Below are 22,818 nucleotides of genomic sequence, written 5' to 3'. Positions count from 1 at the left end.
GATCGTCAGCCAGGCTCTTGTTCTGCCGCAGAAAGGTGCGGGTATCGCTCTCGATTGTACGATGCGCGTTGGTCGCAATGCTGTTCAAATCGGTCCTGAAGCTCTCCAGGACCGGGATGCCATCGAGTCGGCGTAGTCCTGCCGGATCGTGTCGAGGCTCCGCGTTCAGCTTCTCGCTCAGCCGGGTCGGCTTGCCAGCCTTCATGGAAAATCTCTCCTTTCAAACGCCAGCGCTCGCCGGTGTCGGGGTCTTGGGCGGACAGGTAGGCTTTGCCTGCGCGCGGGATGTCGAAGCCTGCATCGGTGAGCGCATCGAGCATGCTGGCGCGGTCGGTGATCAGACCGACGCTGACTTGATCCAGAATCCATGTATGCAGGCTCATCACGGCCTTGGGCGCGGGTTGGGGTCTCGATGGTGTCGCGGACCTCTTGAGTGCGCTCCAGGCTCCATCGGATCAGCCCAGCCGTGGCGCTGGTTCATCACATCGCGCAGGCCGTCGAAGGCGTTTTGATATCCGGGTGGCGCGATGTTCAGGCTCCGGCCCGAGGTCAGTTCCAAGCGCGGCGTGCAGAAATGAAGCTCGACGCGGTCTTCGTGGGTATGTCGGACCCAGAGCACCTCATATTGCTCAGGGTCCAGCCCCGCGAAGGCCAAACGCTCGAAGCCGTCCATGACCTCGGCCTGCTGGTCCTCGGTCGGGGCGTCGGTGGCAGCAAAGCTGATGACGCCTGCGCGATAGGTCCACTGGTGGCGGCTGGCGTCAATCAGGGCTTCGGTGCGGTCGGGATTGCCGCGCAGAACCTCGGGCAAGGGTTCCCGCGTGACGCTCACGGGTTGGCCGTCTGCATCGCGGATCAGGTCGCGGTTGTCGTCATAGGCCAGTACCTTGTCCGCAACGAGGTAGCCGACCGGACCCGCGCCCGCGCCTTTGCCGTTGCGAAAGAACTTGATCAGCATCGGCGCTCGGCCTCGACGATCTGGGCAAGCTGGCGTTCGATGGTGAGAAGGCGGCGAGCAACGGTCAGCGCGTCCAGATCAACGCGGCCCGCCAGCATCGCGCGGTTGAGCCAGCGGGCGATCTGGTTGAGGTTGCCACCGATGCGCCCAACGGCCAGCACCAACGCCGGATCGACGCGGGGAACCGGCTTGCGACGGCGGGCTTCCGTCAGGCCAAGCGCCTCGCGCAGCAGGGTCGCAGCGGGCAGTCCAGCCGCCTCGGCCTTGGCGCGCAACTGGGCCTTCTCTGCCGCTGAGCACCGGAAGACGAAGGTCTCGGTCAGCGGCTCTTTGGTGTGGGCTTTTCCCGCGCCGGTGGGGTTCGAAGGGGAGGCTTGCCGCCCCTCGCAAGGTCCCGTGTCAGCAGCGCCAGCGTATGACATGGGTCGCCTTGCTGTTTGCACTTCAGTGGGATCGGTTGCTGTCATGATCTGAGGCCTGCCGCCTGGATTTGCGCCTGTGTCACCAGCTTTGAGGCAAGCAATCCGCCGATCTGCTTGGCCGTGATGTGTTTGCACATCGGACTGCGCTCACTGATCCAGCAGGCCAACCGCGCTTGGTGATCTGCCCTCGCAATCTGAGTTTCCTCCCGCTTGGCGCGGATGTCCTCGAGATATCCCTGCCAGCGCCGCGACTGAAACCAGTTGTCGGAAAAGCAAACTTTGGAGCGGGTGAAACCTGCGCTGTCGGTCGCGTAGGCTTGGACGGCCTGCAACAAGTCTTCCGGTGCGATCCCTTCCTTCACGGCCTCTTCGATCTGTTCAAGGCAGGCCGCTCTGCCCCGCAACCGGTCGGGCGGATAAGCAGCCAAAATCTGCTCAGCCTCCCCCGCCTCGCGCCCGCGCGAAGGCGGTTCTTTCTTAGGTTCAATGGTAAGGTTCCTGTCCCGATTTGAGACTACCCCCGTCTCACCCTTGAGGACTTTTCCCCACTTTTTTGAGACGTTTCCCCCCGTCTCATTTTGAGACTCAACCCCGTTTTGACCACTGCCCCCGTCTTTTGGACGTGCGCTCGGCCCAAGTGTAATATCGAGGTGCAACTCATACTGATTGGATCCGCGTCCACCATCGCCATCCCCTCTGGCATGGCGGGTGATAAGGCCGCATTCCTCTAAGGTCGTCATGTGTCGAAAGAGTGTAGCGCGCCCCATCTCGCATTCGTCCGCCAACCGCTGTGCGCTTGGGTTGCATTGGCCGGTTTCCTTGTTGTGGAAGTCCGCCAGTTGGATCAACACAATCTTGGCGGCGGGTTTCAGGCCTTTGACGTTCGCGGCCCAGATCAACGCCATGCCGCTCATGGATTTGTGCCTACAAAAAAAGGGTATCAGGTTCGCAACTTGTTCGGCAAATGTCCTGATACTCTTTAGACCCTAAGTAATTGTTTTCGTGGCGAAATACACTGGATTGCAAATCCGTGTACACCGGTTCGATTCCGGTACTCGCCTCCACCATAATACAATCCTGACTAACGCGTTTCCTGCGCCAGCGATGATAGGATTGGGCAGTCTGGCCGGTTGTCTCCTGCGCAGCTTTTTACCAACTCGCCCAGTGTCGCGCGCATCTCGGATAGGTCGGCGATCTTTCTGTCGATCTCTTCCAGATGCTGTTGCGCGATGTGTTTGACCTCGGAGCTGCTGCGCCCGTCGTCCTCATAAAGCTCCAGTAGCATCCGACAATCCGCGATTGAAAAACCAGCGCTCTGGATCGGCCGAGAAAGGCCAGCTTGTGCAGATCAGATTGCCGGAACGCACGATATCCGTTTTCGCCGCGCTGGGGGCGGATCAGGCCGATATCCTCGTAATACCGGATGGTTTTCGCCGGAACGCCCGACGCCTATGCAACGTCACCGATATTCATGCGCCATATCCTTTCATGCGCTCATTCCGCTGCCATCGGATGCGCCTGCTGCACCTTATCGGCAAGGGGCCGCACGGGCGCAGCGATGGCCGGTTTCACCCGGCGAAGCCTCAGCGCATTGCTCAAGACCGACACCGACGAAAGCGCCATCGCGCCGGCCGCGAAAACCGGCGATAGCAGCAATCCTGACGCCGGATACAGCACGCCTGCCGCAACCGGGATCAACGCGGCGTTATACGCAAACGCCCAGCCGAGGTTCTGGCGAATATTGCGCATCGTCTTTTGCGAGATCTCGACGGCGTTGAGCACAGCGGTCAGCTCACCAGACATCAGCACAACATCGGCGGCCTCCACCGCCACATCCGTGCCGGTTCCGATCGCGATGCCGATATCGGCCCGCGCCAGCGCCGGCGCGTCACTAATGCCATCGCCCACAAAGGCCAGTTTGGACCCACCTTCTGACAGACGGTCGAGGGCTGCGACCTTCCCATCGGGCGGAACATCCGCGACCACTTCGTCGATGCCGAGCGTGTCGCCAATTGTGCGCGCTGTGGCGTGGCGATCCCCCGTGATCATTGCAACTTTGAGCCCACGCGCCTGAAGCGCACGAACAGCGGTCAGGGCAGAGGGTTTGATCATGTCAGCAACCGCCAACAGCGCCACAGCCTTCCCATCCAAGGCCACGTAGAAGATCGTTTTGCCCTGCGCGGCAAGCGTATTTCCCTGCGCTGCAAACGCCTCGATGTCGGCACCCTCAGACTGCATCAAACGCGCCGCACCGATTGAGCCACGCTGCGCCCGCCCATTTTTGCGCGCACACCAAAGCCCGCGATGGCCTCAAAATCATCAAGCGGCTGGTTCGTGGGCAGCCCTTCTGACTCTGCGGCTCGGACGATGGCATCGGCTACCGGATGCTCCGCACGCATCTCCACCGATGCAGCCAGTGCCAGCACCTGCGACCGTTCAAACCCCTCTGCAAGGATCAGATCGGTCAATTCCGGGCGGCCCTGGGTCAACGTGCCGGTCTTATCGAAGGCGACCACATCAACGTCTGCCAAGCGTTGCAGCGCCTCCCCCTTGCGGAACAAAACGCCCATTTCGGCAGCCCGCCCAGTGCCAACCATGATCGATGTCGGAGTGGCCAGACCCATCGCGCAAGGGCACGCGATGATAAGGACTGAGACACCTGCAACCAAGGCAAATGTCAGGGCCGGATCCGGCCCGAACACCAGCCACGCCAGCACCGTCAGCGCAGCCAACACCATGACGGCGGGCACAAACCAATACGTCACCCGGTCCACCAATGTCTGGATCGGCAGCTTTGCGCCCTGTGCCTCCTGAACCATGCGGATGATCTGCGACAGGGCCGTGTCGGCGCCCGACATGCGTGGCACGGTAAGTGAACCCGCCCGAACCATTTACGGTCCCGCCGCTCACGCCATCGCCAACCGCCTTGTCCACCGGGATCGGCTCACCGGTGATCATGCTTTCGTCGACATGGGACGCGCCGTCCACAACCTCGCCGTCAACGGCGATGCGCTCACCTGGACGGACGATCAGGATATCGCCGACCCGGATTTCGTCAATCGCCAGATCGATCGCCTGGCCGCCCCGCATCACACGGGCCGTCTGCGCCTGCATCCCAACCAGCCGAGAAATGGCCGCCCCCGTGCGCCCCTTGGCGCGCGCCTCCAGAAAGCGGCCCACAAGGATCAGCGTCACGATCACCGCTGCCGCTTCGAAATAGACCGCCCGCGCGACATCGGGCAAAAGAGTGGGCGTAAATGTCGCCACGACCGAAAAGCCATAGGCGGCCAACGTGCCGACCGCGACAAGGCTATTCATGTCCGGCGCGCCGCGCACCAGCGCGGGCAGACCCTTGGCGTAGAAAACACGGCCCGGCCCGACCAGCACCAATGTGGTCAGGGCCCATTGTATGATCCAGCTGGCCTGATGCCCAATGGTCGAACCAATGAAATAGTGCAGCGCCGGGATCATATGGCCGCCCATTTCCATCACGAACACAGGCAGCGTCAGCGCGGCGGCCAAGACCATGCGCCGCTTTGCCTCTTCCGCCTCTGCGGCTTTTTCGTCCGCACGGGTGTCTGTGCCCTGCGTTCCGCTGACCTCACCGGGATAGCCGGCCTGCGTGACTGCCTCGGCCAAAGCTTGTGGGGTCGCGACGCCACCCAACACCGTGACACTTGCGGTTTCCGTGGCTAGGTTGACGGCAGCCGTAACCACGCCGGGCACGCTGCTCAGCGCGCGTTCGGCCCGTCCGACACAGCTTGCACAAGACAAGTTCTGCACCTTCAATAGGACATCGGCTGTTTTCGCAGGGTATCCCATCTCGTCCAATGTCTTGGCCGCTGCTTGCAAAGCGGCTGGATCGTCCGCCTCAAATTGCGCACGTTCAGTGGCCAGATTGACCTGCACGTCCCGGACATGGGGCAAGCTCTGCCAAGGCGCGTTCGACCCGCCCAACGCAGGACGCGCAATTCATCCCGGAGATCTGAAGCGCATATGCCATATCGATATCAATCGTCCGTATGTTGAACCGTTCGCATCATACATGGACCTTCCACTAACTGGAAGGTCAAGGGCTCGCACGGAATTGGTTCGTGGGGCTCTCCTCAGATTGTCTGATACGGCCGTTCAACGTATCAGGTCTTCACCGACAGCCCCACGCCTGGATAGGACTTCGCAGTGACACTTTTCCTCGGGATCGATATCGGCACGTCTGCCGTGAAATTGTGCCTCTCGCGTGCGGAAGGTGATGTTGTGGCCTCCGCTGGATGCGCCGCTTGAGCTCCAGACCCCGTTTCCCGGGGCAAGCGAGCAAGACCCGGCCGCATGGGTCGCCGCCATTGAAAGCGCGGCGCGCACGCTTGATGACAACGTTGCGCGCGCAAGTTGCCGCCATCGGCCTGTCTGGGCAAATGCACGGTGCCGTCCTGCTGGATGCCGCGCACAGCCCGATCCGTCCTGCGATCTTGTGGAATGACAGCCGCGCCGCGCCGGAATGCCACGCCCTGGAAGCGGCACTGCCAGAGATTTCCCAGATCTCCGGCGTCCCGCCAATGCCCGGATTTACTGCGCCTAAAGTGATGTGGCTGGCCAAGCACGCACCCGATGACTACGCCCGGATTTCCCATATCCTACTGCCCAAGGATTATGTTGGCCTGGTCTTGCATGGCAATCTGGCCAGCGACCCGTCGGATGCCGCCGGGACCTGCTGGTTCGACCAACAGGCGCGCACATGGTCGGCCAAGGCGTGCGCGGCCTCCGCCACCGACGCAGCATGGCTTCCACCGGTTCTGCATGGCACCGAGATTGCCGGAACGCTCCGCTCAGATGCGGCGCAAAGGCTTGGACTGCCCGCTGGCATTCCGATCGCCACGGGGGCCGGTGATGCGGCCGCAGGTGCCGTGGGCATCGGGGCGGTTGCGGCCGGCGATGGCTTCATCTCTCTGGGAACATCGGGGCAGCTTTTCGTCACCACGGACAGCTACCGCCCCAACCCGGCCAGCCGGATACACGCCTATGCCCACACCCTGCCCGCTTTGTGGTTCCAGATGGCGGCCATGCTCAACGGCGCACGCCCCATGGCCTGGCTCGCCAATCTGCTTGGTCGACCGATCCCGGACGTTCTGGCCGAGGCAGAGGCGGCAGCCCCTGGGCCGATCTTCCTGCCTTACCTCACGGGGAGCGCACGCCCCATGGCGACGCCGATATCCGTGCCGGGTTCTGGGGTCTCAGCGAAAGCACCACCCACGGCTCCATGATGCGCGCAGTGGTGGAGGCCATCGCCTTTTCCTTCGCCGACGCCCAGGCCGCGATGGCCGCAGCCGGCACGCAACCCGACCAGCTATTGGTCATCGGCGGCGGAACACGCAGCGACTTTCTGTTGCAGATGATCGCTGATGTCATGGGTGTGGAGCTTGGCCGATCTGATGCGTCTGATGTCGGCCCGGCGCTCGGCGCCGCGCGGCTTGCGCGGATCGCCACCGGGGCCGAACGGTGGAGGAGGTCGCCACCAAGCCCGAGGTCTCGCGCTGGTTCACGCCCGCCGCAGGCCGGGCCGAGGCTCTGGCCCCCCGCCTGGCAGGCTATCGTGCACTTTATCCGGCGCTGAAATCGGTCAACGCTGCAATGCGATAGGCCGCGCGAAAGGTCAAATCTCCCGCCGCGCGCCCCTGTCTTCCATTGGTCAAAAATACCTCGGGGGAGCTTGCGGTCCTTCAGGACCGCGGGCGGGGGCAGCGCCCCCCTTTCTTCGAAAAACTCCCTCAGGCCCTACAAAACGCCCCGTTCGATCTGATCGGCCTCAATCGACTCGAACAGGGCCTTGAAGTTGCCTTCCCCGAACCCGTCATCGCCTTTGCGTTGGATAAACTCGAAAAAGATCGGTCCGATCACGGTTTTTGAGAAAATCTGAAGCAGGATCCGCGTCACACCGCCATCCACAACGCCTTCACCATCGATCAAGATACCATGGGCTTTCATCCTGTTCGATCGGCTCTTCATGGCCCCGGACTCGTGCATGGCTCATGTCGTAATAGGTCTCCGGCGGGGCGGGCATGAATTCGATCCCTGCCGCAGCAATCCGATCCACCGCTCCGTAAATATCTTCAGTCGCCACTGCGATATGCTGGATGCCTTCACCTTTATATTCGTTCAGGTATTCCTCGATCTGGCTCGTCTCGTCCTTCGACTCGTTGATCGGGATACGGATCTTGCCACAGGGGCTGGTCAGCGCGCGGCTGAACAGGCCCGTCTGTTTGCCTTCTATGTCGAAGAACTTGATCTCACGAAAATTGAACGCCTTGGCATAGAAATCGTACCAGGTGCTCATATTGCCGCGCGCCACATTGTGGGTCAGGTGATCAAGATAGTAGAACCCTGCGCCCTCAGGCTTTGGGTCAACTTCTCCCAGCCAATCAAACTCTGCCGCATAGGGCGAGCCTGCATCGCCATAGGTCTCCACGAAATACAGAAGCGATCCGCCGATCCCAATGACCGCGGGAACATCCAGCGATTTGCCCGGACCGGTATATTCCTCGGCACCGTAGTCGAGTGCACATTTCAATGCGTGCTGCGCATCAACGACACGCCATGCCATCGCGGGCGCGCACGGGCCGTGGGCTTCCACAAATTGAGCCGCATGGCCATCCCGTTCGCGATTAAGGACGTAATTGATGTCCCCTTGCCGATAGAGCGAGATGTCGCGCACCTTGTGACGGGCAACCTCAGCATAGCCCATCGCGGTGAAGAGCTGTTCCAATACAGCGGGATCAGGGTGCGCGAATTCCACGAATTCAAACCCATCGGTTCCGGCCACATTGATCGCGTCGACAACGGCTTTCGGGGCATCATGCGGGAAAGGTCCCATGGCCCACCTCCTGTTTTTTAGCCGCGTGTGACGTGCCCTTCACGCGACAAACAAGATCCCGGCCCGCGGGGAGCATTTGCTCAGTTACGAGTGTAACCGATTTGCCCACCTACTGCGCAACACGCTCTAACCCTCCGCACCCATGGCTTGCGACAGCTCCAGCGCCGCGCGCACGACCGATGCAGCCAAGTCCTCGGTTTTGGCCAAACTCACGCGGCTGACGGGGCCCGAGACGGATAGACCGGCAATGGCCCCACCGCTGAAATCAAAGATCGGGGCTGCGATGCACCGCATCCCCTCATTCTTTTCTTCATCATCAATCGCATATCCGCGTTCCCGCGTGGCCTCCAGATCAGCGCGCAGGGTGGCGGGTTCAATCAGCGTCTTCTCGGTGAACTGATCCAGCGGAGCGGTCGCGAACAGCCGCGACAGGCGATCGTCGCTCATCTGCGCCAGCAGCGCCTTGCCGATCCCGGACGCATGCATGGGCGACAATGTACCTGGCGGAAAGAAAGCCCGGATCGTGGCGTGGGTTTCGACCTGCCCCACAAACAGCACATTGGTTTCACGTGCGACGCCAAGGTTCGCGGTCTCTCCGGTGTCTTCCATCAACTGTCGCAAGACGGGGCGGGCGCGTTCCACAAGCGATGTGCGTCGCAGGTATCGCGCGCCGATTACAAAGGCCCGCGCACCGACGTGCCACATCTGCGTGGGCTGATCGAACTCCACCAGCCCGCGCCGCTCAAGCGTCACCATGATGCGGTAGACTGTTGCGGGCGATTGGCGCAGATCCTCCGCCAAAGCCGACAAGGTTGCGCCGGGAAGTGTCGAGAGATGCTCAAAAACCTCCATCGCCCGGTCGAGCGACTTGATGGTGTTTTGTTCCGTCTTGTCATCCCAGCCACGAGGACGACCCCGGGCACGGCGGGATGGGGATGGGTCGCCATCGGTCATCGGCTGTACCACATTTTTGAAAGCACCTTTTACATTGCGAAAAAAGAACGGGTCTTTTTCTTTAATCGATGCCTGTGCGTCTAGCACTTTTGAAAAATATTTTCAAAACTTGCCATTCGCGGTGAAACGATGGGTTGGCCGGGTCAAGCAGAACAAACAGACCGCAGCACTCGCCTTGAACGGGAAATTCAAACTGTGCGGCCTGAAGAACACACGCTCAGGTTGCTGCCCACTGGTTTACGTAGCTTCCCGCTTTCCCCGCCCCGAAACCCGGTATCGTTTCATTTGGGAGAATTTGGGAGGATTCTGACCATGACTGACCGCCCCTGGACCGCGTTTTACCAACCCGGAGCCCGGACCGAGATCGACGGCACCGGCTTACCGCAACCTGGGCGATCTGATCGGCTCGGTGGCCGAGACCTATGGCAAAGCCCCCGCCTTCACGTGCTGTCTGCCCAACGGGATGAACGGCACGCTCAGCTTCGCGCAGGTGGATGAGATGTCGGACGCCTTCGCCGTCTACTTGCGCGAGGTCGCGGGCCTGAACGCAGGCGACCGCGTCGCGGTGCAGATGCCGAATTCCCTCAGCTTCCCGGTCGCGGCCTTCGGCGTCCTCAAGGCGGGCTGCGTGCTGGTCAACGTCAACCCGCTCTACACGGCCGAAGAAATGGCCAAACAGTTCGAAGATGCCCAGCCGCACGCGCTGGTGATCGTCGATATGTTCGCCGACAAGATCCCGGCGGCCACCAAGGGCCACCCGATCCCCAACATTATCGTCACGCGCGTCGCAGAATTCCTCCCCGTCCTGCCGCGCGGCATCGTCGGTCTCGTTCAGAAATACTGGGACCGCTCGGTTAAGCCGGTCGAGACCGCCCATATCCGCCTACCCGCCGCGCTGGCCGCAGGCCGTGTCCACCGAGACAGCGAACGGATTGAGGTTGAGGCCTACCACCAGGGCGTTGCAGCCGATGATGTCGCCGTCTTGCAATATACCGGCGGCACCACGGGCGTGTCGAAAGGTGCGATGCTGACCCACGCCAACCTGCTCTATAATATGGAGCAGTCGATGGACCTGCTGAGCGGGCTCGATCGCGGCAAAGAGGTGATCCTGACGGCGCTGCCGCTCTACCACATCTTCGCGTTCACCGTGAATATGCTGGCCTTTTACTGGATGGGATCGCGCAACATCCTGATCCCGAACCCAAGACCGCTCGGCAATCTCAAACGCGCATTCGAGAACTACAAGATCACCTTCATGACTGGCGTAAACACGCTCTTTAACGCTCTAACGAACGAGATCTGGTTTACTGACAGTCCGCCCAAACACCTAAAATTTGCGGGCGCCGGCGGCATGGCCCTACAGGCCTCTGTCGCCGAGAAGTGGGAAAAGATCACCGGCAAACCGGTCCTCCAGGGCTACGGCCTGACCGAAACCTCGCCGGTGCTGACGTTCGAGCCCTCTGGGCAAGTCGCGCCCCGGCACCATCGGCATCCCCGTCCCCTCCACCGACATCGCGATCCTTGATGAAGACGGCAATCGTCTTGCCATTGGCGAGACCGGCGAGATCGCCGCCAAAGGCCCGCAGATCATGAAGGGCTATCTCGACAAGCCGGATGAGACGGCGAAGGTCATGTCTGGAGATTACTTCCTGACCGGCGATATCGGCATTATGGACCCTGACGGCTATATCCGCATCGTCGACCGCAAGAAGGACATGGTCGTCGTGTCGGGCTTCAACGTCTATCCCAACGAGGTGGAGGATGTGCTCGCCGCCCACCCGGCCGTGACCGAAGCCGCCGTGATTGGCGTGCCGGACGACGCCAGTGGCGAGGCGGTGAAAGCCTTTGTCGTGCTCCAGGACACAAGCGTCACGACGGACGCGATCCGCGCCTACTGCAAAGAGCATCTCACGGCCTACAAAGTACCCAAACGCGTCGAAATCCGTGACGATCTGCCAAAGTCGAATGTCGGCAAGATCCTCCGCAAGGACCTGCGCGCCGAAGAACTGAAGGGGCCTGAGACAATGGTTGATGAATTTACCCAGACGCTCCTCGGCATCATGGTCGCCGTCATCATGCTGGGGCTTGGCGCCTCGCTGACCCCGCGCGATTTCCTCCTGGCCCTCAAGCGCCCGCAGGGCCTGCTGATCGGCGTGGCCGCACAATACGGCATCATGCCGTTTCTGGGCTTTCTGTTTGTAACCCTCCTCGTGGTACCCGAGGAGATCGCACTCGGCATCCTGCTCATGGCCTGCATGCCGGGCGGAACGACCTCGAACGTCTTTACCTACTTTTCCAAGGGCAACCTTGCCTTGTCGCTCCTGATGACGGTGACCTCGACAGCGACAGGGATCCTCCTGATCCCAATCATCCTGGTGATCTATGCGACCGCGCTCGACATCGAAATACCGCGAGAGGAAATCATCAAGGTTCTGGCGGTCCTTCTTGTGCCGGTGGTGCTTGGTATGACGTTGCGCAAGGTGAACGCCAATGTCGGGGCGGTGCTGGAATTCTGCGGCTCGATGCTGGGAGCTTTCTTCATCATCTTCATCGCAGCGACCTGGATCCCGCAGAACTGGCAGTTCCTGCTTGGCACATCCGGCGCGACTTATGTCGCCGCAATCGGGCTCGGGGTTGTGGGGATCACGCTCGGCTATCTCTTCGCCAAAGCGCTACGCCTGCATCCCCGCAACGCGCGCACCGTGGCGCTGGAAACGGGCATCCAGAACGGCCCGCTGGCCATTGCGATCGTGGTCTTCACCTTCCCGCCCGAGCAGCAGCAGGCCATCATGGCCGTGCCCGCGCTCTACTCGCTGTTCATCGTGCTGGTCTCAACGGCCGTGACGTTGTTCTTCCGCCGCGCCAACACCGCCGCAGAGCAAAAGATGCCCGACAGCCTCCTATAACCCGGCATTAGGGTTAACGCGCCCGCCCATTAGCCAGCTTCGGCACACCCTGTTCAAAACGCCTGCGCGCCATGCTATCCCTTCGGAAACACCGGCCAAACCGGGGACGCAAAGGGCAGACGTGCAGCACCTGAAAAACCACTCCAAACATGGTGAAATTCTCGCCGTGTCGATGATGAAGGACGAAGCCCCGTTCCTCTTGGAATGGTTCGCCCACCACCTCGCCGTGGGCTTCACCGATATCCTCGTCTACACCAATGATTGTTCCGACGGCACCGACACCATGCTGATGCGGCTTGAGGAGCTTGGCCTCGGCCATCACCGTGTCAACGACATCGCCGAAGGCATCAAACCGCAGCCCTCCGCCCTGAAACACGCCCAGGCCGAGCCCATCGTGCGCCATGCCGATTGGGTGCTGGTCTTTGACGCCGACGAATTCCTCTGCATCCGCCACCCCTCTGGCACTGTCGAGGGGATGATTGACGACGCGACCGCCCAAAACGCCAACGGCATCGTCATCACTTGGCGCATCTACGGTTCAGGCGGGGTGATCGACTGGTCCCGCGATCCGGTGACCGTGCAATATACCCGCGCCGCGCCGCCGCTCTGGAACAAGGGCTGGGGCGTCAAGACGCTGTTCAAATTCGACCACCAGCACTGGAAACTCGGCATCCACCGACCGTCCATCAAGAACAAATGGCTCGAGACCGACTTCCCCGACAGCATCAAATGGCTCAATGGCTCCGGCCGCCCGATGGAGGATTACTTCAAGTTCCGCGGCTGGCGCTCGATCCGCCGCACGCTTGGCTATGACTGGTGCCAGATGAACCACTATGCGGTGAAATCCGTCGACAGTTATGCCGTCCGAAAATTCCGCGGCAACGTGAACAACAAGAAAGACAAGTACAACGCCGACTATTGGTCGCTTCAGGACCGCAACGAGGTTGAGGATCGCACCGCCCTCATACACGCAGAAAAGCGGGCCGAGATCATGGCCGAACTCCTCAAGGACCCCGTCCTGCACGACCTCCACTTCGCCGCCCTTGAGCGGGTCGAGGCTCGTCTGGATGAGTACCGCGAGACGGAGGCCTACACCCAACTCCGTGACAGCCTGATCGAGGCCGGCAAGGTCCCCATCACGCAAGTGGAGGCCAAGCCTCCCCAGGCCCGCGACCCCGCCAAAATCGCAGCCCTCATGAGCCGGGTGGAAAAAGACGCCGCCGCCAAACCGATCGAGGAACGTCGGAACGAAACCGTGGCCGGATGGGCAGCGACCGATGGCGATCCTTATGTCGAAAATCCTGATATCTCAGGCGAAATCGGCCTTGAATGGGTGCCAAATCATGAGATTGAGCTTCCCGCAGACCCCCGCATCTTCTCGCCCGAAAGCCTCGATGTCATCATCCTGGGCCGGTTTGAGCGCCGCCATGCGCGCAACATTGCAGGCTATCTCTCCGATTGCCCCCGCGTGCTGGATATCGGGGCCGGCATCGGGTTCATCGGCATGCGCACGATCAAGATCAGCGAAGGCCTGACCTATATGGTGCAGGACAGCCGCAGCGCCTTGATCGACTATGGGCGTTACCTCGCAAAACGCGCGGGGTTGGACGACACCAGCCGCCTGAAATTCACCGATGGCCCCTTGATGATCGACGGCGCGCCCACGGGGCTTCAGGCCTATATCACCGACTTCAATCCAACCGCACTTCGTCTGTCGCGCGCCGCGGATGTGCCCGCAGAAACACTTGCTCAGATCGATATACCGAATGTGCGCCGCGTGTTGATCCCGATCATATCTGACGATCAGGCCAATCAATACCGCGCCGACTACGGCCCGGTGCTGGAGGCCAAGGGGTTCAAGGAGGACGCAGATCGCGTCACATCCGGCTCTTTGCAATATGACCAGCGCGAAGACGGCCGCACGGCTGGATGAGCGGCGAACCCGCGAAACGGGGCTTGGCGAAGGAGCCTCCCGCAGCCTAACGTGGCGTGGGTGATAAGGGGCGAGACAGGCAGTGGCAGACACTCCCGAAGATGAAGACCTGACCGCGTCGCATGGCGTTGTGTTGCGTGCCAAGAACGGCGACGTGATCCGCTATGATCCGTCCGGCCTGGTCATGCGCCTCAGTGACCGCGTGGTCGAAGACCTCGCCCTGCGCCTGCCAGATCGCAGCGTGGCACCGGCGCAGACCGCATCCGCGTCGATTGAGGCCACCGACCCCCCTGAAGGCGTCGACGGATGGAATGCCCGCCGCGATGGCGACTGGATCCGCTTCACGGGTCGGCTCAAGGGCGCGCAAGGCATCCGCGACTTCCGCCAGCACATCGAAGGCGGCGACATCATCGCCGACACGAACGGTCCCGTCCTCGGCCTTTTGGGTCTTGGCGGTGCACGTGCGGCGCTGGCCAATCCGGGCGGCGCGGATTTTCCGCACCATATCGTGGCCCCTGCTGATGATATCGGCGCTGTGGGTCATGCGGGCGTTGAGACCGCGGCCAAAACCGACCGGCTGGAACATATCCGCGAGATGACGCACGAGGCGCTTGTCGCCCAAACATTCCTTTCCTGGCGGTTGGACGATTACGGCCCACTGCCCCTTTTCGTGGCACGGGTTGAAAGCGATGGTGCTGCAAATGCCGCAGAACTGGCCACAGGCAAGGCTGTTGAAAACCTGTTGATCAATGCCGCGAACTTGAAAGCTTCAGCCGCTTTGATGGGTAAAAAGTCGAAAGTTCTGTTCGTTTCTCTTGATTTTGCGTTGGAGGATCATTCCACGACCTCCACCGAATATCGCGACGGAATGCTCGCGGTGATGGAGGCCGTGTCCTCCGGCCTATGGGCCCTTGGGTTCGACCGCCCCCTCTTTGTCTCTCGCCTTGAATCCGGATTGCCAGACGTCGCCCCACAACCCGCGCTCGACGGCCAGTGGGAGCTGTCTTGGAACCATGGCGAGCACCGACTGATCACCTCTGCCCCGGCCTATATGTTCGACCTCGACGCCTACGACCGCCCCACAGAGGCGGCCCGCATCCAACAGGCTGAGATGACGGCGCACGCCGTTGCCGAGGCCGATACGTGGAAGTGCCCAACTTTGCATCTGGCCGAGTTGGAGGGGGAAACCCTGCGCCTCACAGTGCGCGCAAACGGCCCCCTTGTGCTCGACAGCACCGACGGGTTCGCGCTGACTGGCTGCGAAAACGGTGCCAAGATCAAATCCGTCGCCATCGCAGACGATGACCCCCAGGCAGTTCTTCTCACGCTCGACAAGGTCCCGACAGGCCCGGATCTTCGCCTAGCCTATGCCTGTGCCGGTCAACCCCGCGGCCATCTCCGCGATGAATGGGCGGAACAGAGCGCGACGGGCGCGACGCTCCATCGATACGCTTTGCCCGCGCATCTCCCGGTCACGGGTGGCCGCAATGCTTGAGCTTCCCGACGCACTTCCGCCCGGCGCGCTCTGCGCAGCCACGCCCGCGGCAATCGGCAAATCCCTGCGAGGCGCTTTCTGGTGGCACGGCAGCACGCAAGCGATAGAGGTCGATCCCAAAACCAATGCCGCCACCCTCTGGCGCAGCCAAGGCTCAGGCCCTCCGGCAGAGCCGACCGAACCCAATACAGGCCATGGCCAGATCGGCGAGGTCGATGATCTGATCGGCCTGCAATGCAAGGCGCAGACCCATTGCGGCATGGTGGCAGAGGCCGTCACGCAAGATGCAACCACCGCCACCATCGCCGTGCGCTTCTACACGCCCCCCGGCGAAGACGCGCGCACGCTTCTGACGCTGAATACCGGCGATAACTATGTTTTCCTGTCCGAGACGGCCGGAACGCTCACCGCCAAGGATGATCAGGACCTCATCTCCATCGACCTGCCCTGCCCATCCCAAGACGTCCCGCGCCTGGCCATCGTGTCGATTTTCGGCGACCAACTCGCCCTTACCCTTGGCGCAAACCGCACCGATGGCAAGGGCGGCACAGGCATCCTGAAAGGCGCGGCCAATCTCTTCATCGGCTGCCGCAACCAGCGACCCTCGCCTTTTGAAGACGCTCGGCTCCGCGCTCATCCTCGATGTTCTGTTCTTCCCGAACCGCGCGCTGCTCCACGAAAACGCGCCCGAACTAAAGTCCTCAAACGCCACCACCTCTGGGCCGCCGCATGATCCCTGAGGGCGGAAACATCTGCGTCATCTGGGTTGATGACATGATCGACGTCTTCACATGGCGCGACACCTTCGGCCTGCGCATCCAGACCCCACATCTTGATCGCCTGATGGCCGAAGGCGTGCGCTTCACCAACGCCTACGCCACCGTCCCGCTCTGCGCGCCGTGCCGCGCAGAACTCGCCACCGGCCTTTCCCCCTTCCGCACCGGCCTCGTCGACCTCAACCGTTTCTGGCGCGACGTTTATCCCCTGAAAAGGCGTGGCAATACGACCTTCGCCGCGCGGGCTTCTACAATTTCACCACCGGCAAGGTGGACAGCAATTACAAGCCCATGCCCGAAGACTACCGCCGCATCCTCTTCCATGAGGAGCCCGAGGCAAAGGACGAAGGCCGCCGCCGCAACGTCCACGCCTACCTTGATCGCGGACCCGGCATCAAAGGCGTGAACCACCCCAACGATCAGGGCGAATACGACCACACCTTCTTCGACCATCAGGTCGCGCAAAACGCCATCGACCACCTCTCGCGCGCCGACCCGTCTAAACGCCACCTGATCCAGCTCGGTTTCAAGCACCCCCACTACAACCTCGTGGCCCCCGACCGCTTCTACGCCCAATACGACCCCGCCGACATCGTCTGGCCCTCCATCGCGTCGCCCGAGGATTACTTCGGCCCGCAACCCGGCTTCGCCGTCTACGAGGCCGCCTATATCGCCAACGGCCAATGGACCCCGGAAAAGGCCGGCGACAATGCCTGGCGGCAGGTCGTGCGCGCCTATTTCGCCTGCATCTCCCATGTCGATCACGAAATCGGCCGCTTCATGGACGCTCTCCGCGCCTCGCCGCTCGCGGACAACACCACCGTCATTTTCCTCTCCGACAACGGCTTCAACCTCGGCAACCACGACTCTTTTCACAAGATGTCTCAATGGGATAGCGCCGCCCACGTCCCCCTCGGCATCTGGCACGCCGGCCTCGCGCCTCAGGAAATCGACCTCCCCGTCTCCCTCCACAACGTCCCCAAAACGATCATGGACCTCGCAGGCCTGCCCCCGCGCCCCGACTGGACCTCCGGCCAATCGCTCCTCCCGCTCATCGCAAACGAAGACACCTACGACCGCTCCAAATCGCCCATCACCTGCGTCTTCGGAACCCTCTCCGTCCGCCCCTCCGTGGAAGGGCTCGAGCAATACCGCTACTTCCGCTACCCCAACGGCGAAGAACACGTCTACGACCTCGTCAACGACCCCGGCGAGACCGAGAACATCGCCGCCACCGCCCCCTTCAAACCCTCCGCGACGAGCTTACAAAAGGCGCACTCGACCTCGGCCTCGACCTGCGCGGCTTTGAAAACCCTGCCGACGGTGTGAACGCCATGATGGCCGTCGACGGCTCCGTCGTCCTCGCCGGTGGCCGCGCCGACAACGACTACTGGGCTTACGGCGCGGACGCCGAAAAGATCGTGGAGGAGAAAGACGGCGGCACCGACACCCTCTGGTACATGGCCGGCCCCGACGACTACGTCCTCCATGTTCCCGCCAACATTGAAAAAATCCGCATCGCCACCGTCGTCTCCCGCAAGGAAGAAGGCGCAGGCCAAGGCCCCCAGCCCGAAGGCAAACGCATCCGCATCGTCGCTCACCCCGACAGCCCCATCGAGTTCGAAACGTCTGAGCGCGTCGAGGTCGACGTCACCGGATCCGACGGCGACGACATCATGATCGGCCCCAAGCACGGCTCCGCCACCTTCTACGGCGGCGCGGGCAACGACACGATGATCGCCAAGGCCAAACAGGGCAACCGCCGCCACGCCTTCTACGGCGAGGCTGGCAACGACACTCTGCGCGGCGGCCCGGGCCGAGACACTTTGGACGGCGGCACCGGCGACGACGTGATCTACGGCAACAAGGGCCGCAACCACATCTACGGCGGCCACGGCAACGACGTCATCCACGATGGCGAGGGCGCCTCCACCATCGATGCAGGCCCCGGTCGCAATGTCCTGACGCTCGGCGAAGGCGACCATGTGGTCTCCACTGGCTCAGGGGTGTCGGTGATCACCCCAGAGCCCGGCGCCAAGGTCTTCAAGCCCGCGTACGGCGGCGTGACGGTGATTAACGGCTGGCAAGCAGATCAGACCTACGACCTCAGCGCCTGGCCCAGCCGCACCGACCGTAACCCAAACCGGAAACACCATCCGCCTCCGCTGCGGCCTCTCCATTGTCGAAATCACTGGCGTGCCTGAGGGCACCGACATCACCGAACAACTCGGCTAGGCCAAACCGCCTTTGCCCTTGCTCGAACCGCCAATTCCCCCATACTCCACCCACTACCGCAAAATCCCTTTTCCCGGCCCGGAGCCCCCATGCCCCAGCTCATGCAGATTGCAGCCATCGCCGTCGCCACGCTCGGAACCGGGGCCGCAACGCTCACGGTGATGAACGAAGACATCCCTGACCTCGCCGTGCCGGACGGCGATTGGGCCGCAGATGGGGCGCTGGACGGCAGGACCTTCACGATCGCCGGCGCGGACCCAGAAAGCGGGGCCGACCTCACCGACGACATCGTCTTTCGCGACGGCGCATTTCAATCCGTGGATTGCCAGAATTATTGCGATTTCGGCTGGACGGAATATGAGACCCAGACCATCGACGGTGTAATCCACTGGACGACCACCATGCTGTGCCCGGATGCCCCGCATACCGTGGTGTGGTACGGCACCGTCGACGGCGATGAGATCACGATCGACGTCACCTGGACCACCCGGCGCTGGTACTGGACCAACCAAATCGAAATTGAGGTCATCGGCACCGCCGTCCCGCCCGAGCTGGCCTCCGGCTGAGCCGCCCGACCGTGCGATCCGACACCCAGAGCGTGCCCGGCCTGCTCCTGAAGCTCGCGCTGCTCATTGGCTTCATCGCGCTGGCCACATGGGGCGCGCACATGATCCGCGACGCGCTCGATATGCAGATCCGGCCTGACAATGAACAACAGGTGCACCGCGCGATCATGGCCGGGGCCGTCGCTTATATCGTCCTGCTCGCCATCCCCTTCGTGCCGGGCGCCGAGATCGGGGTAAGCCTTCTGGCAGGCTTCGGTGCGCAGATCGCGCCCCTGATCTACGTCTGCACCATCGCCGCGATGATGTTGGCCTACACCATCGGTCGTTTCCTGCCGATCACGATGCTCGAACGGGTCCTGCGCACCCTGCGCATGCGCCGCGCCGCCGACCTCGTCGCGCGCGCGGCCCCGCTCTCCAAGGAAGAGCGTCTTGAAATGCTCCTCCACGGCCAATCCGCGCGCGTCACCCGCCTCGCCGTCCGCCACCGCTTCATCGCCTTGGCGCTCGCCGTGAACCTACCCGGCAACTCCGTCATCGGCGGCGGCGGTGGCATCATGATGATGGCCGGCCTCAGCGGCATTTTCGCCCCAATCCCAACCCTCCTGACGGTCATCATCGCCGTGTCGCCTGTGCCTCTGGCGGTTATGTTCTTCGGGTTGGAGTTTTAAGGGCTGCGGGCAGGCGGTCTTGCGATCAAAACTTGCCGTAAGTAAGCCATTGGGACGCCCGACGATAGCGGGGCGGCTCCGCCGCTGTTAACCCGCTGGGTGCGTTGCTCGAACCGTAGGGCGGGACTTGTCCCGCCGCCGAGTAGCATCGCTTTGTCCGAATGCACCACTTGAGTGGCGCACGATCTCCAAGCGCTGCCATTAAACAAGAACCTCAAATCGAAGTTTCGCGTCTATCGCTAGTCCTTTCACTTCTATCACTGCCCAAGCCATGCAGGTCTGTTGGCGAAAATGCCTCCAGTTCGCAAAAATCGAGGTCCTCGAACGTGCTTGGATCAACATCTCTCAAATCTACTGAGAAGTCGGCATAGCCGGATGGATCGATCCATATTGGTGTTTCGGCGGTCCATTCGCTTTCATTTCCCTCCTCGTCATAGACCCAAACGGCAACGCGTATCCAAGTTGTTACGTGGCCAAGAGTATTGTTTCGAAGGGTTCCGCTCCAACCGAAACGTCCTTGATCGAATGACGGACCGGCACGTCCAGTCGCATATTCGCCGTTGAAAAGTCGTCTCTGAAACGTGTCGGTGCAAATGGTTCGTACAGCGTCTTCAGAAAGAAGCTCACTGCTGGAATAGTTCATGCAGTTTTCCGCACCTCTTAATGAACCGGCGTAGAGCGTCTCATTCACTGTTCGCTGCAATGGCTCGAAACAAAAAATTGTGCCGCAACCAAGCCTAGCAGCATTATGATTACCAAGTCCTTCATGCCGAACTGTCCCTACAATTGCGTTCCGATGAGTTAGGCCGGAGCCTGAAGGAAAAAAATGCGGCCAATATGCCCAAGAGCAGTCAGGTTTCTTTACATTCCCCGGTTAACAAACCCTTAACGCCCACACCCCTTTCCCAACAAAACCAACACCTTAACCCCCTTGCTCACGCGTGAGCAGCCTCGCCCAATCAACCCTCCTTCCCAAAACCCTTTGCCTTGCCGCCCCCAATCGGCGAAAACAGGTCCCAAGCAATGCGGGGCACGAACCCCGCCCTACAACGAGCAGCAATCAAAGGCCAGCCAAATGGACCTCACCCGTCGCCCCGTCGCCTCCCTCTGGATCGGCGAACGCTTGCAATACCTCAACCAGCTTTGCCTGAAATCACACCTGCGCCACGGCCATCCGGTGACGCTCTACTGCACCGATGAGGTCACGAATGCGCCGGAAGGCGTCGAGGTCCGCAAAGCGACCGAGATCATGGATATCCCCATGGATATCGTCGAACAGACCTCCGCCAGCTTCCTGTCGAACGTCTTCCGCTACAAGATGATCCAGAAGACCGGCGCCATCTGGATCGACTGCGACGCCTTCTGCCACGCCCCCTTCCCCGATGAGTGGGAGCATATCTACGCCGGCCACGGCATGCGCGGGCGCTCTGAATTGCGGGGTCGTCGGCATCCCGCAAGAAGGCGAACTGATGGATCAACTCCTCGACTATTACGAGAACCTGCCCGACTATCCGCCCTGGTGGAACCCGCGCCAGAAGAAGCGGATGGATCGGCAGGACGACAAACTCCCCCACCCCGTCCGCATCTACAAAACCGAACGCACCGCCTTCGGTCCGCAAGCCTTCACGCACTTCGCGCGGCAGACGGGCGATATCGAAAAAGCGATGGGGTCCGAAGTGCTCTATCCCGTGCCGTTCCAGCTCAACGACATCTTCTACGACCCCCACGGGCGGGTTGAGGGCTGGTTCACGGACAAGACGGTCTCCGTCCACCTCTACACCAACGGTACCAAGCCCTGGTGGCGCAAGAACGCGCCGCTTGAGAACTCCTACGCCTGGCGCATGTGCCAGGAGGTCGGCATCACGCCCGAGGACGCGTTGGAATAATGAACGCCGCTGCGCCAATTGACCCGGCCCTCGACTTCGATCCGGACAGACCCATCGGCGAGGCGCCTGTATGGCACAGGAATGTCACGCTGATCCCGTGGGCCGCGGAAGGCGATCGGGGTGCGCGCCGGGCGGCGGGGCTGTTCGATGCAAAGGGCGCATTCATGCCGGAAGGGCATTGCTGGCGCTACGCCGCCGGGCCGATCACGATCGAGCCAGATTTCCCGAAGTTGGAAGAGCCCCCTGAGCAATTGGAGGGTCGCTGGCTGTTCGGCGGTTTGTTCTACGGCCATTTCGGCCATTTCCTGTGTGAGACGACCTCTCGCCTCTGGGCGTTGGAGCAGGCTCGAAGATGTCGACGGGATCATCTTCTACCCGAAGAACCAGATGACCCATGAACGTCGCCATTACCGCCACCAACTGCCCTTCTTCGCAGCAATGGGGCTGACCGAAGACAAAATCCGTATCCGCGTGCCGCAACACCCTGTCACGGTCGAAAATCTTGCCCTAGCGGAGCCCGGTTTCGGGATCGAGGGTATGATCGAAGGCCGCCCGGAATACCGCGCCTTCATGCAATCGAAACTGGGGCGTGACATTGATCCGGACGGGCCGGAAGACATCTACATCTCGCGCTCGCAACTGCCTTCAAAACGGGGCTCAGTCCTGTTGGAGACCCTGATTGAGGCGCGCATGGAGGCCGCAGGGTATTCGGTTTTCCATCCGCAGAACCACGATCTTGCGACGCAAATCGCCATCTACAAGGCTGCAAAGCGGATTGTGTCACTTGATGCCTCCGCCCTTCACATGGCGGCAATGCTCGTTCGCGCCGACGCAAAGGTCGCGATCCTGAACCGGGGCCCAACCAACAATATTGACGACTACATCGCGCAATTCACACGCTGGCAGGGGCATGCGCCAACGCGCATTGAGGCGGTTGAAGGGGTTTGGTTCCCCGAAGGCCGTCGCATGAAGAAACGCGAAACCCACGCCACGCTCGACTTACCAGCTGTGGCAAAGACGCTCGTCGCTGATGGGTTTTTGCCAAAGGGCACCACTTGGAAGCCGCCCACAAAGGCGCAGCTTGAAAAGGCCGTCGCGGATATGTCCGACCGGATGGAAACGCCCCTCAGGTTCGTGGCGGGAAAGGGGTAGCA

At 61.6% G+C, this 22,818-nt stretch carries 22 protein-coding genes and 4 pseudogenes; 16 read left to right on the top strand and 10 right to left on the bottom strand.

The annotated features are described in order from the left end of the window. Positions 1 to 5: 5 nt before the first annotated feature. The 6 genes and pseudogenes from ACZ1HK_RS20200 to ACZ1HK_RS20175 form a co-directional block, all read right to left on the bottom strand. Positions 6 to 383, bottom strand: coding sequence for a hypothetical protein (locus ACZ1HK_RS20200; protein ID WP_472630199.1), 378 nt, complete (start codon positions 381 to 383; stop codon positions 6 to 8). Then, positions 383 to 958, bottom strand: coding sequence for a relaxase/mobilization nuclease domain-containing protein (locus tag ACZ1HK_RS20195; protein ID WP_472630198.1), 576 nt, complete (start codon positions 956 to 958; stop codon positions 383 to 385). The genes ACZ1HK_RS20200 and ACZ1HK_RS20195 overlap by 1 nt, the downstream gene beginning before the upstream one ends. Beyond that, positions 952 to 1,380, bottom strand: a complete 429-nt coding sequence (locus ACZ1HK_RS20190) for a plasmid mobilization protein (RefSeq protein WP_472630197.1) — start codon at positions 1,378 to 1,380, stop codon at positions 952 to 954. The genes ACZ1HK_RS20195 and ACZ1HK_RS20190 overlap by 7 nt, the downstream gene beginning before the upstream one ends. Before the next feature lie 41 nt (positions 1,381 to 1,421). Continuing rightward, the gene (locus tag ACZ1HK_RS20185) at positions 1,422 to 2,294 is read right to left on the bottom strand and encodes a helix-turn-helix domain-containing protein (protein WP_472630196.1); all 873 of its coding nucleotides are present in this window, start codon (positions 2,292 to 2,294) and stop codon (positions 1,422 to 1,424) included. A gap of 167 nt (positions 2,295 to 2,461) precedes the next feature. Further along, positions 2,462 to 2,805 (bottom strand): annotated as a pseudogene (locus tag ACZ1HK_RS20180) (MerR family DNA-binding protein). A gap of 69 nt (positions 2,806 to 2,874) precedes the next feature. After that, positions 2,875 to 5,383: pseudogene (locus tag ACZ1HK_RS20175) on the bottom strand (heavy metal translocating P-type ATPase). Positions 5,384 to 5,744: 361 nt separating this feature from the next. Here ACZ1HK_RS20175 and ACZ1HK_RS20170 point away from each other — a divergent pair. Together ACZ1HK_RS20170 and ACZ1HK_RS20165 are read left to right on the top strand one after the other, a co-directional pair. Beyond that, the gene (locus ACZ1HK_RS20170; RefSeq protein ID WP_472630195.1) at positions 5,745 to 6,638 is read left to right on the top strand and encodes an FGGY family carbohydrate kinase; all 894 of its coding nucleotides are present in this window, start codon (positions 5,745 to 5,747) and stop codon (positions 6,636 to 6,638) included. Beyond that, positions 6,587 to 6,988, top strand: coding sequence for an FGGY-family carbohydrate kinase (locus ACZ1HK_RS20165; protein WP_472630895.1), 402 nt, complete (start codon positions 6,587 to 6,589; stop codon positions 6,986 to 6,988). The genes ACZ1HK_RS20170 and ACZ1HK_RS20165 overlap by 52 nt, the downstream gene beginning before the upstream one ends. 161 nt (positions 6,989 to 7,149) lie before the next feature. Here the strand turns inward: ACZ1HK_RS20165 and hppD are convergent. Then, a pseudogene (hppD, locus tag ACZ1HK_RS20160) lies at positions 7,150 to 8,245 on the bottom strand (4-hydroxyphenylpyruvate dioxygenase). A 126-nt stretch (positions 8,246 to 8,371) separates the two neighbouring features. Further along, a complete protein-coding gene (gene bhcR, locus ACZ1HK_RS20155; RefSeq protein ID WP_472630194.1) occupies positions 8,372 to 9,199 on the bottom strand; it encodes an HTH-type transcriptional regulator BhcR in 828 nt (275 codons plus the stop codon). Between the two features lie 409 nt (positions 9,200 to 9,608). Between bhcR and ACZ1HK_RS20150 the strand changes: the two genes are divergently transcribed. The 11 genes and pseudogenes from ACZ1HK_RS20150 to ACZ1HK_RS20100 all read left to right on the top strand — a co-directional run bounded on the left by ACZ1HK_RS20150 (position 9,609) and on the right by ACZ1HK_RS20100 (position 19,778). Next, a complete protein-coding gene (locus ACZ1HK_RS20150) occupies positions 9,609 to 10,724 on the top strand; it encodes an AMP-binding protein (protein WP_472630193.1) in 1,116 nt (371 codons plus the stop codon). Beyond that, a pseudogene (locus ACZ1HK_RS20145) lies at positions 10,660 to 11,115 on the top strand (AMP-binding enzyme); the annotation flags it as partial. The gene ACZ1HK_RS20150 and the pseudogene ACZ1HK_RS20145, both read left to right, overlap by 65 nt. Before the next feature lie 108 nt (positions 11,116 to 11,223). Beyond that, entirely contained in the window at positions 11,224 to 12,105 is an 882-nt protein-coding gene (locus tag ACZ1HK_RS20140) for a bile acid:sodium symporter family protein (RefSeq protein ID WP_472630894.1), read from the top strand. Between the two features lie 121 nt (positions 12,106 to 12,226). Beyond that, positions 12,227 to 14,038, top strand: a complete 1,812-nt coding sequence (locus ACZ1HK_RS20135; RefSeq protein WP_472630192.1) for a glycosyltransferase family 2 protein — start codon at positions 12,227 to 12,229, stop codon at positions 14,036 to 14,038. A gap of 82 nt (positions 14,039 to 14,120) precedes the next feature. Beyond that, on the top strand, positions 14,121 to 15,533 hold the full coding sequence (locus tag ACZ1HK_RS20130) for a hypothetical protein (RefSeq protein WP_472630191.1): 1,413 nt from the start codon (positions 14,121 to 14,123) through the stop codon (positions 15,531 to 15,533). Next, positions 15,526 to 16,266 (top strand): hypothetical protein, encoded by a 741-nt coding sequence (locus tag ACZ1HK_RS20125; protein WP_472630190.1) that lies wholly within the window; start codon positions 15,526 to 15,528, stop codon positions 16,264 to 16,266. Before ACZ1HK_RS20130 ends, ACZ1HK_RS20125 begins: the two co-directional genes overlap by 8 nt. After that, on the top strand, positions 16,263 to 16,715 hold the full coding sequence (locus tag ACZ1HK_RS20120) for a sulfatase-like hydrolase/transferase (protein ID WP_472630189.1): 453 nt from the start codon (positions 16,263 to 16,265) through the stop codon (positions 16,713 to 16,715). The genes ACZ1HK_RS20125 and ACZ1HK_RS20120 overlap by 4 nt, the downstream gene beginning before the upstream one ends. Further along, on the top strand, positions 16,601 to 17,638 hold the full coding sequence (locus ACZ1HK_RS20115) for a sulfatase-like hydrolase/transferase (RefSeq protein WP_472630188.1): 1,038 nt from the start codon (positions 16,601 to 16,603) through the stop codon (positions 17,636 to 17,638). The genes ACZ1HK_RS20120 and ACZ1HK_RS20115 overlap by 115 nt, the downstream gene beginning before the upstream one ends. A gap of 5 nt (positions 17,639 to 17,643) precedes the next feature. After that, positions 17,644 to 18,513, top strand: coding sequence for a calcium-binding protein (locus ACZ1HK_RS20110; protein WP_472630187.1), 870 nt, complete (start codon positions 17,644 to 17,646; stop codon positions 18,511 to 18,513). 120 nt (positions 18,514 to 18,633) lie between these two features. Continuing rightward, a complete protein-coding gene (locus tag ACZ1HK_RS20105) occupies positions 18,634 to 19,110 on the top strand; it encodes a hypothetical protein (protein WP_472630186.1) in 477 nt (158 codons plus the stop codon). A gap of 11 nt (positions 19,111 to 19,121) precedes the next feature. Then, positions 19,122 to 19,778 (top strand): hypothetical protein, encoded by a 657-nt coding sequence (locus ACZ1HK_RS20100; RefSeq protein WP_472630185.1) that lies wholly within the window; start codon positions 19,122 to 19,124, stop codon positions 19,776 to 19,778. 214 nt (positions 19,779 to 19,992) lie between these two features. Here the strand turns inward: ACZ1HK_RS20100 and ACZ1HK_RS20095 are convergent, their stop codons facing one another. Then, positions 19,993 to 20,421, bottom strand: coding sequence for a hypothetical protein (locus tag ACZ1HK_RS20095; protein WP_472630184.1), 429 nt, complete (start codon positions 20,419 to 20,421; stop codon positions 19,993 to 19,995). 510 nt (positions 20,422 to 20,931) lie between these two features. Beyond that, on the bottom strand, positions 20,932 to 21,174 hold the full coding sequence (locus tag ACZ1HK_RS20090) for a hypothetical protein (RefSeq protein ID WP_472630183.1): 243 nt from the start codon (positions 21,172 to 21,174) through the stop codon (positions 20,932 to 20,934). A gap of 73 nt (positions 21,175 to 21,247) precedes the next feature. Here ACZ1HK_RS20090 and ACZ1HK_RS20085 point away from each other — a divergent pair, with 73 nt between their 5' ends. Genes ACZ1HK_RS20085 through ACZ1HK_RS20075 form a run of 3 tightly spaced genes read left to right on the top strand, consistent with a single transcriptional unit; the run spans position 21,248 to position 22,816 of the window. Beyond that, positions 21,248 to 21,664 carry a hypothetical protein gene (locus ACZ1HK_RS20085; RefSeq protein ID WP_472630182.1) on the top strand — a complete coding sequence of 139 codons (417 nt, stop codon included), beginning with the start codon at positions 21,248 to 21,250 and terminating at the stop codon, positions 21,662 to 21,664. Next, positions 21,664 to 22,062, top strand: a complete 399-nt coding sequence (locus ACZ1HK_RS20080; RefSeq protein ID WP_472630181.1) for a hypothetical protein — start codon at positions 21,664 to 21,666, stop codon at positions 22,060 to 22,062. The genes ACZ1HK_RS20085 and ACZ1HK_RS20080 overlap by 1 nt, the downstream gene beginning before the upstream one ends. Beyond that, the gene (locus ACZ1HK_RS20075; RefSeq protein ID WP_472630180.1) at positions 22,052 to 22,816 is read left to right on the top strand and encodes a glycosyltransferase 61 family protein; all 765 of its coding nucleotides are present in this window, start codon (positions 22,052 to 22,054) and stop codon (positions 22,814 to 22,816) included. The genes ACZ1HK_RS20080 and ACZ1HK_RS20075 overlap by 11 nt, the downstream gene beginning before the upstream one ends. Positions 22,817 to 22,818: the final 2 nt, after the last annotated feature.

This window comes from Gymnodinialimonas sp. JB5-7 (genome assembly GCF_055693405.1).
Note: the sequence above shows the minus strand (reverse complement) of the source record. Positions and strands in the feature narration are given on the sequence as shown.

Bases quoted from the DNA above. Each gene is read 5' to 3' on its own strand.
- ACZ1HK_RS20170 (WP_472630195.1), top strand. From the start codon at position 5,745: ATGACAACGTTGCGCGCGCAAGTTGCCGCCATCGGCCTGTCTGGGCAA.
- ACZ1HK_RS20125 (WP_472630190.1), top strand. From the start codon at position 15,526: ATGCTTGAGCTTCCCGACGCACTTCCGCCCGGCGCGCTCTGCGCAGCC.
- ACZ1HK_RS20110 (WP_472630187.1), top strand. From the start codon at position 17,644: ATGATGGCCGTCGACGGCTCCGTCGTCCTCGCCGGTGGCCGCGCCGAC.
- bhcR (WP_472630194.1), bottom strand. From the start codon at position 9,199: ATGACCGATGGCGACCCATCCCCATCCCGCCGTGCCCGGGGTCGTCCT.
- ACZ1HK_RS20095 (WP_472630184.1), bottom strand. From the start codon at position 20,421: ATGAACTATTCCAGCAGTGAGCTTCTTTCTGAAGACGCTGTACGAACC.
- ACZ1HK_RS20075 (WP_472630180.1), top strand. From the start codon at position 22,052: ATGACCCATGAACGTCGCCATTACCGCCACCAACTGCCCTTCTTCGCA.
- ACZ1HK_RS20090 (WP_472630183.1), bottom strand. From the start codon at position 21,174: ATGCTCCCACTCATCGGGGAAGGGGGCGTGGCAGAAGGCGTCGCAGTC.
- ACZ1HK_RS20080 (WP_472630181.1), top strand. From the start codon at position 21,664: ATGAACGCCGCTGCGCCAATTGACCCGGCCCTCGACTTCGATCCGGAC.
- ACZ1HK_RS20140 (WP_472630894.1), top strand. From the start codon at position 11,224: ATGGTTGATGAATTTACCCAGACGCTCCTCGGCATCATGGTCGCCGTC.
- ACZ1HK_RS20185 (WP_472630196.1), bottom strand. From the start codon at position 2,294: ATGAGCGGCATGGCGTTGATCTGGGCCGCGAACGTCAAAGGCCTGAAA.
- ACZ1HK_RS20200 (WP_472630199.1), bottom strand. From the start codon at position 383: ATGAGCCTGCATACATGGATTCTGGATCAAGTCAGCGTCGGTCTGATC.
- ACZ1HK_RS20115 (WP_472630188.1), top strand. From the start codon at position 16,601: ATGCCCGAAGACTACCGCCGCATCCTCTTCCATGAGGAGCCCGAGGCA.
- ACZ1HK_RS20085 (WP_472630182.1), top strand. From the start codon at position 21,248: ATGGATCAACTCCTCGACTATTACGAGAACCTGCCCGACTATCCGCCC.
- ACZ1HK_RS20120 (WP_472630189.1), top strand. From the start codon at position 16,263: ATGATCCCTGAGGGCGGAAACATCTGCGTCATCTGGGTTGATGACATG.
- ACZ1HK_RS20190 (WP_472630197.1), bottom strand. From the start codon at position 1,380: ATGTCATACGCTGGCGCTGCTGACACGGGACCTTGCGAGGGGCGGCAA.
- ACZ1HK_RS20105 (WP_472630186.1), top strand. From the start codon at position 18,634: ATGCCCCAGCTCATGCAGATTGCAGCCATCGCCGTCGCCACGCTCGGA.
- ACZ1HK_RS20195 (WP_472630198.1), bottom strand. From the start codon at position 958: ATGCTGATCAAGTTCTTTCGCAACGGCAAAGGCGCGGGCGCGGGTCCG.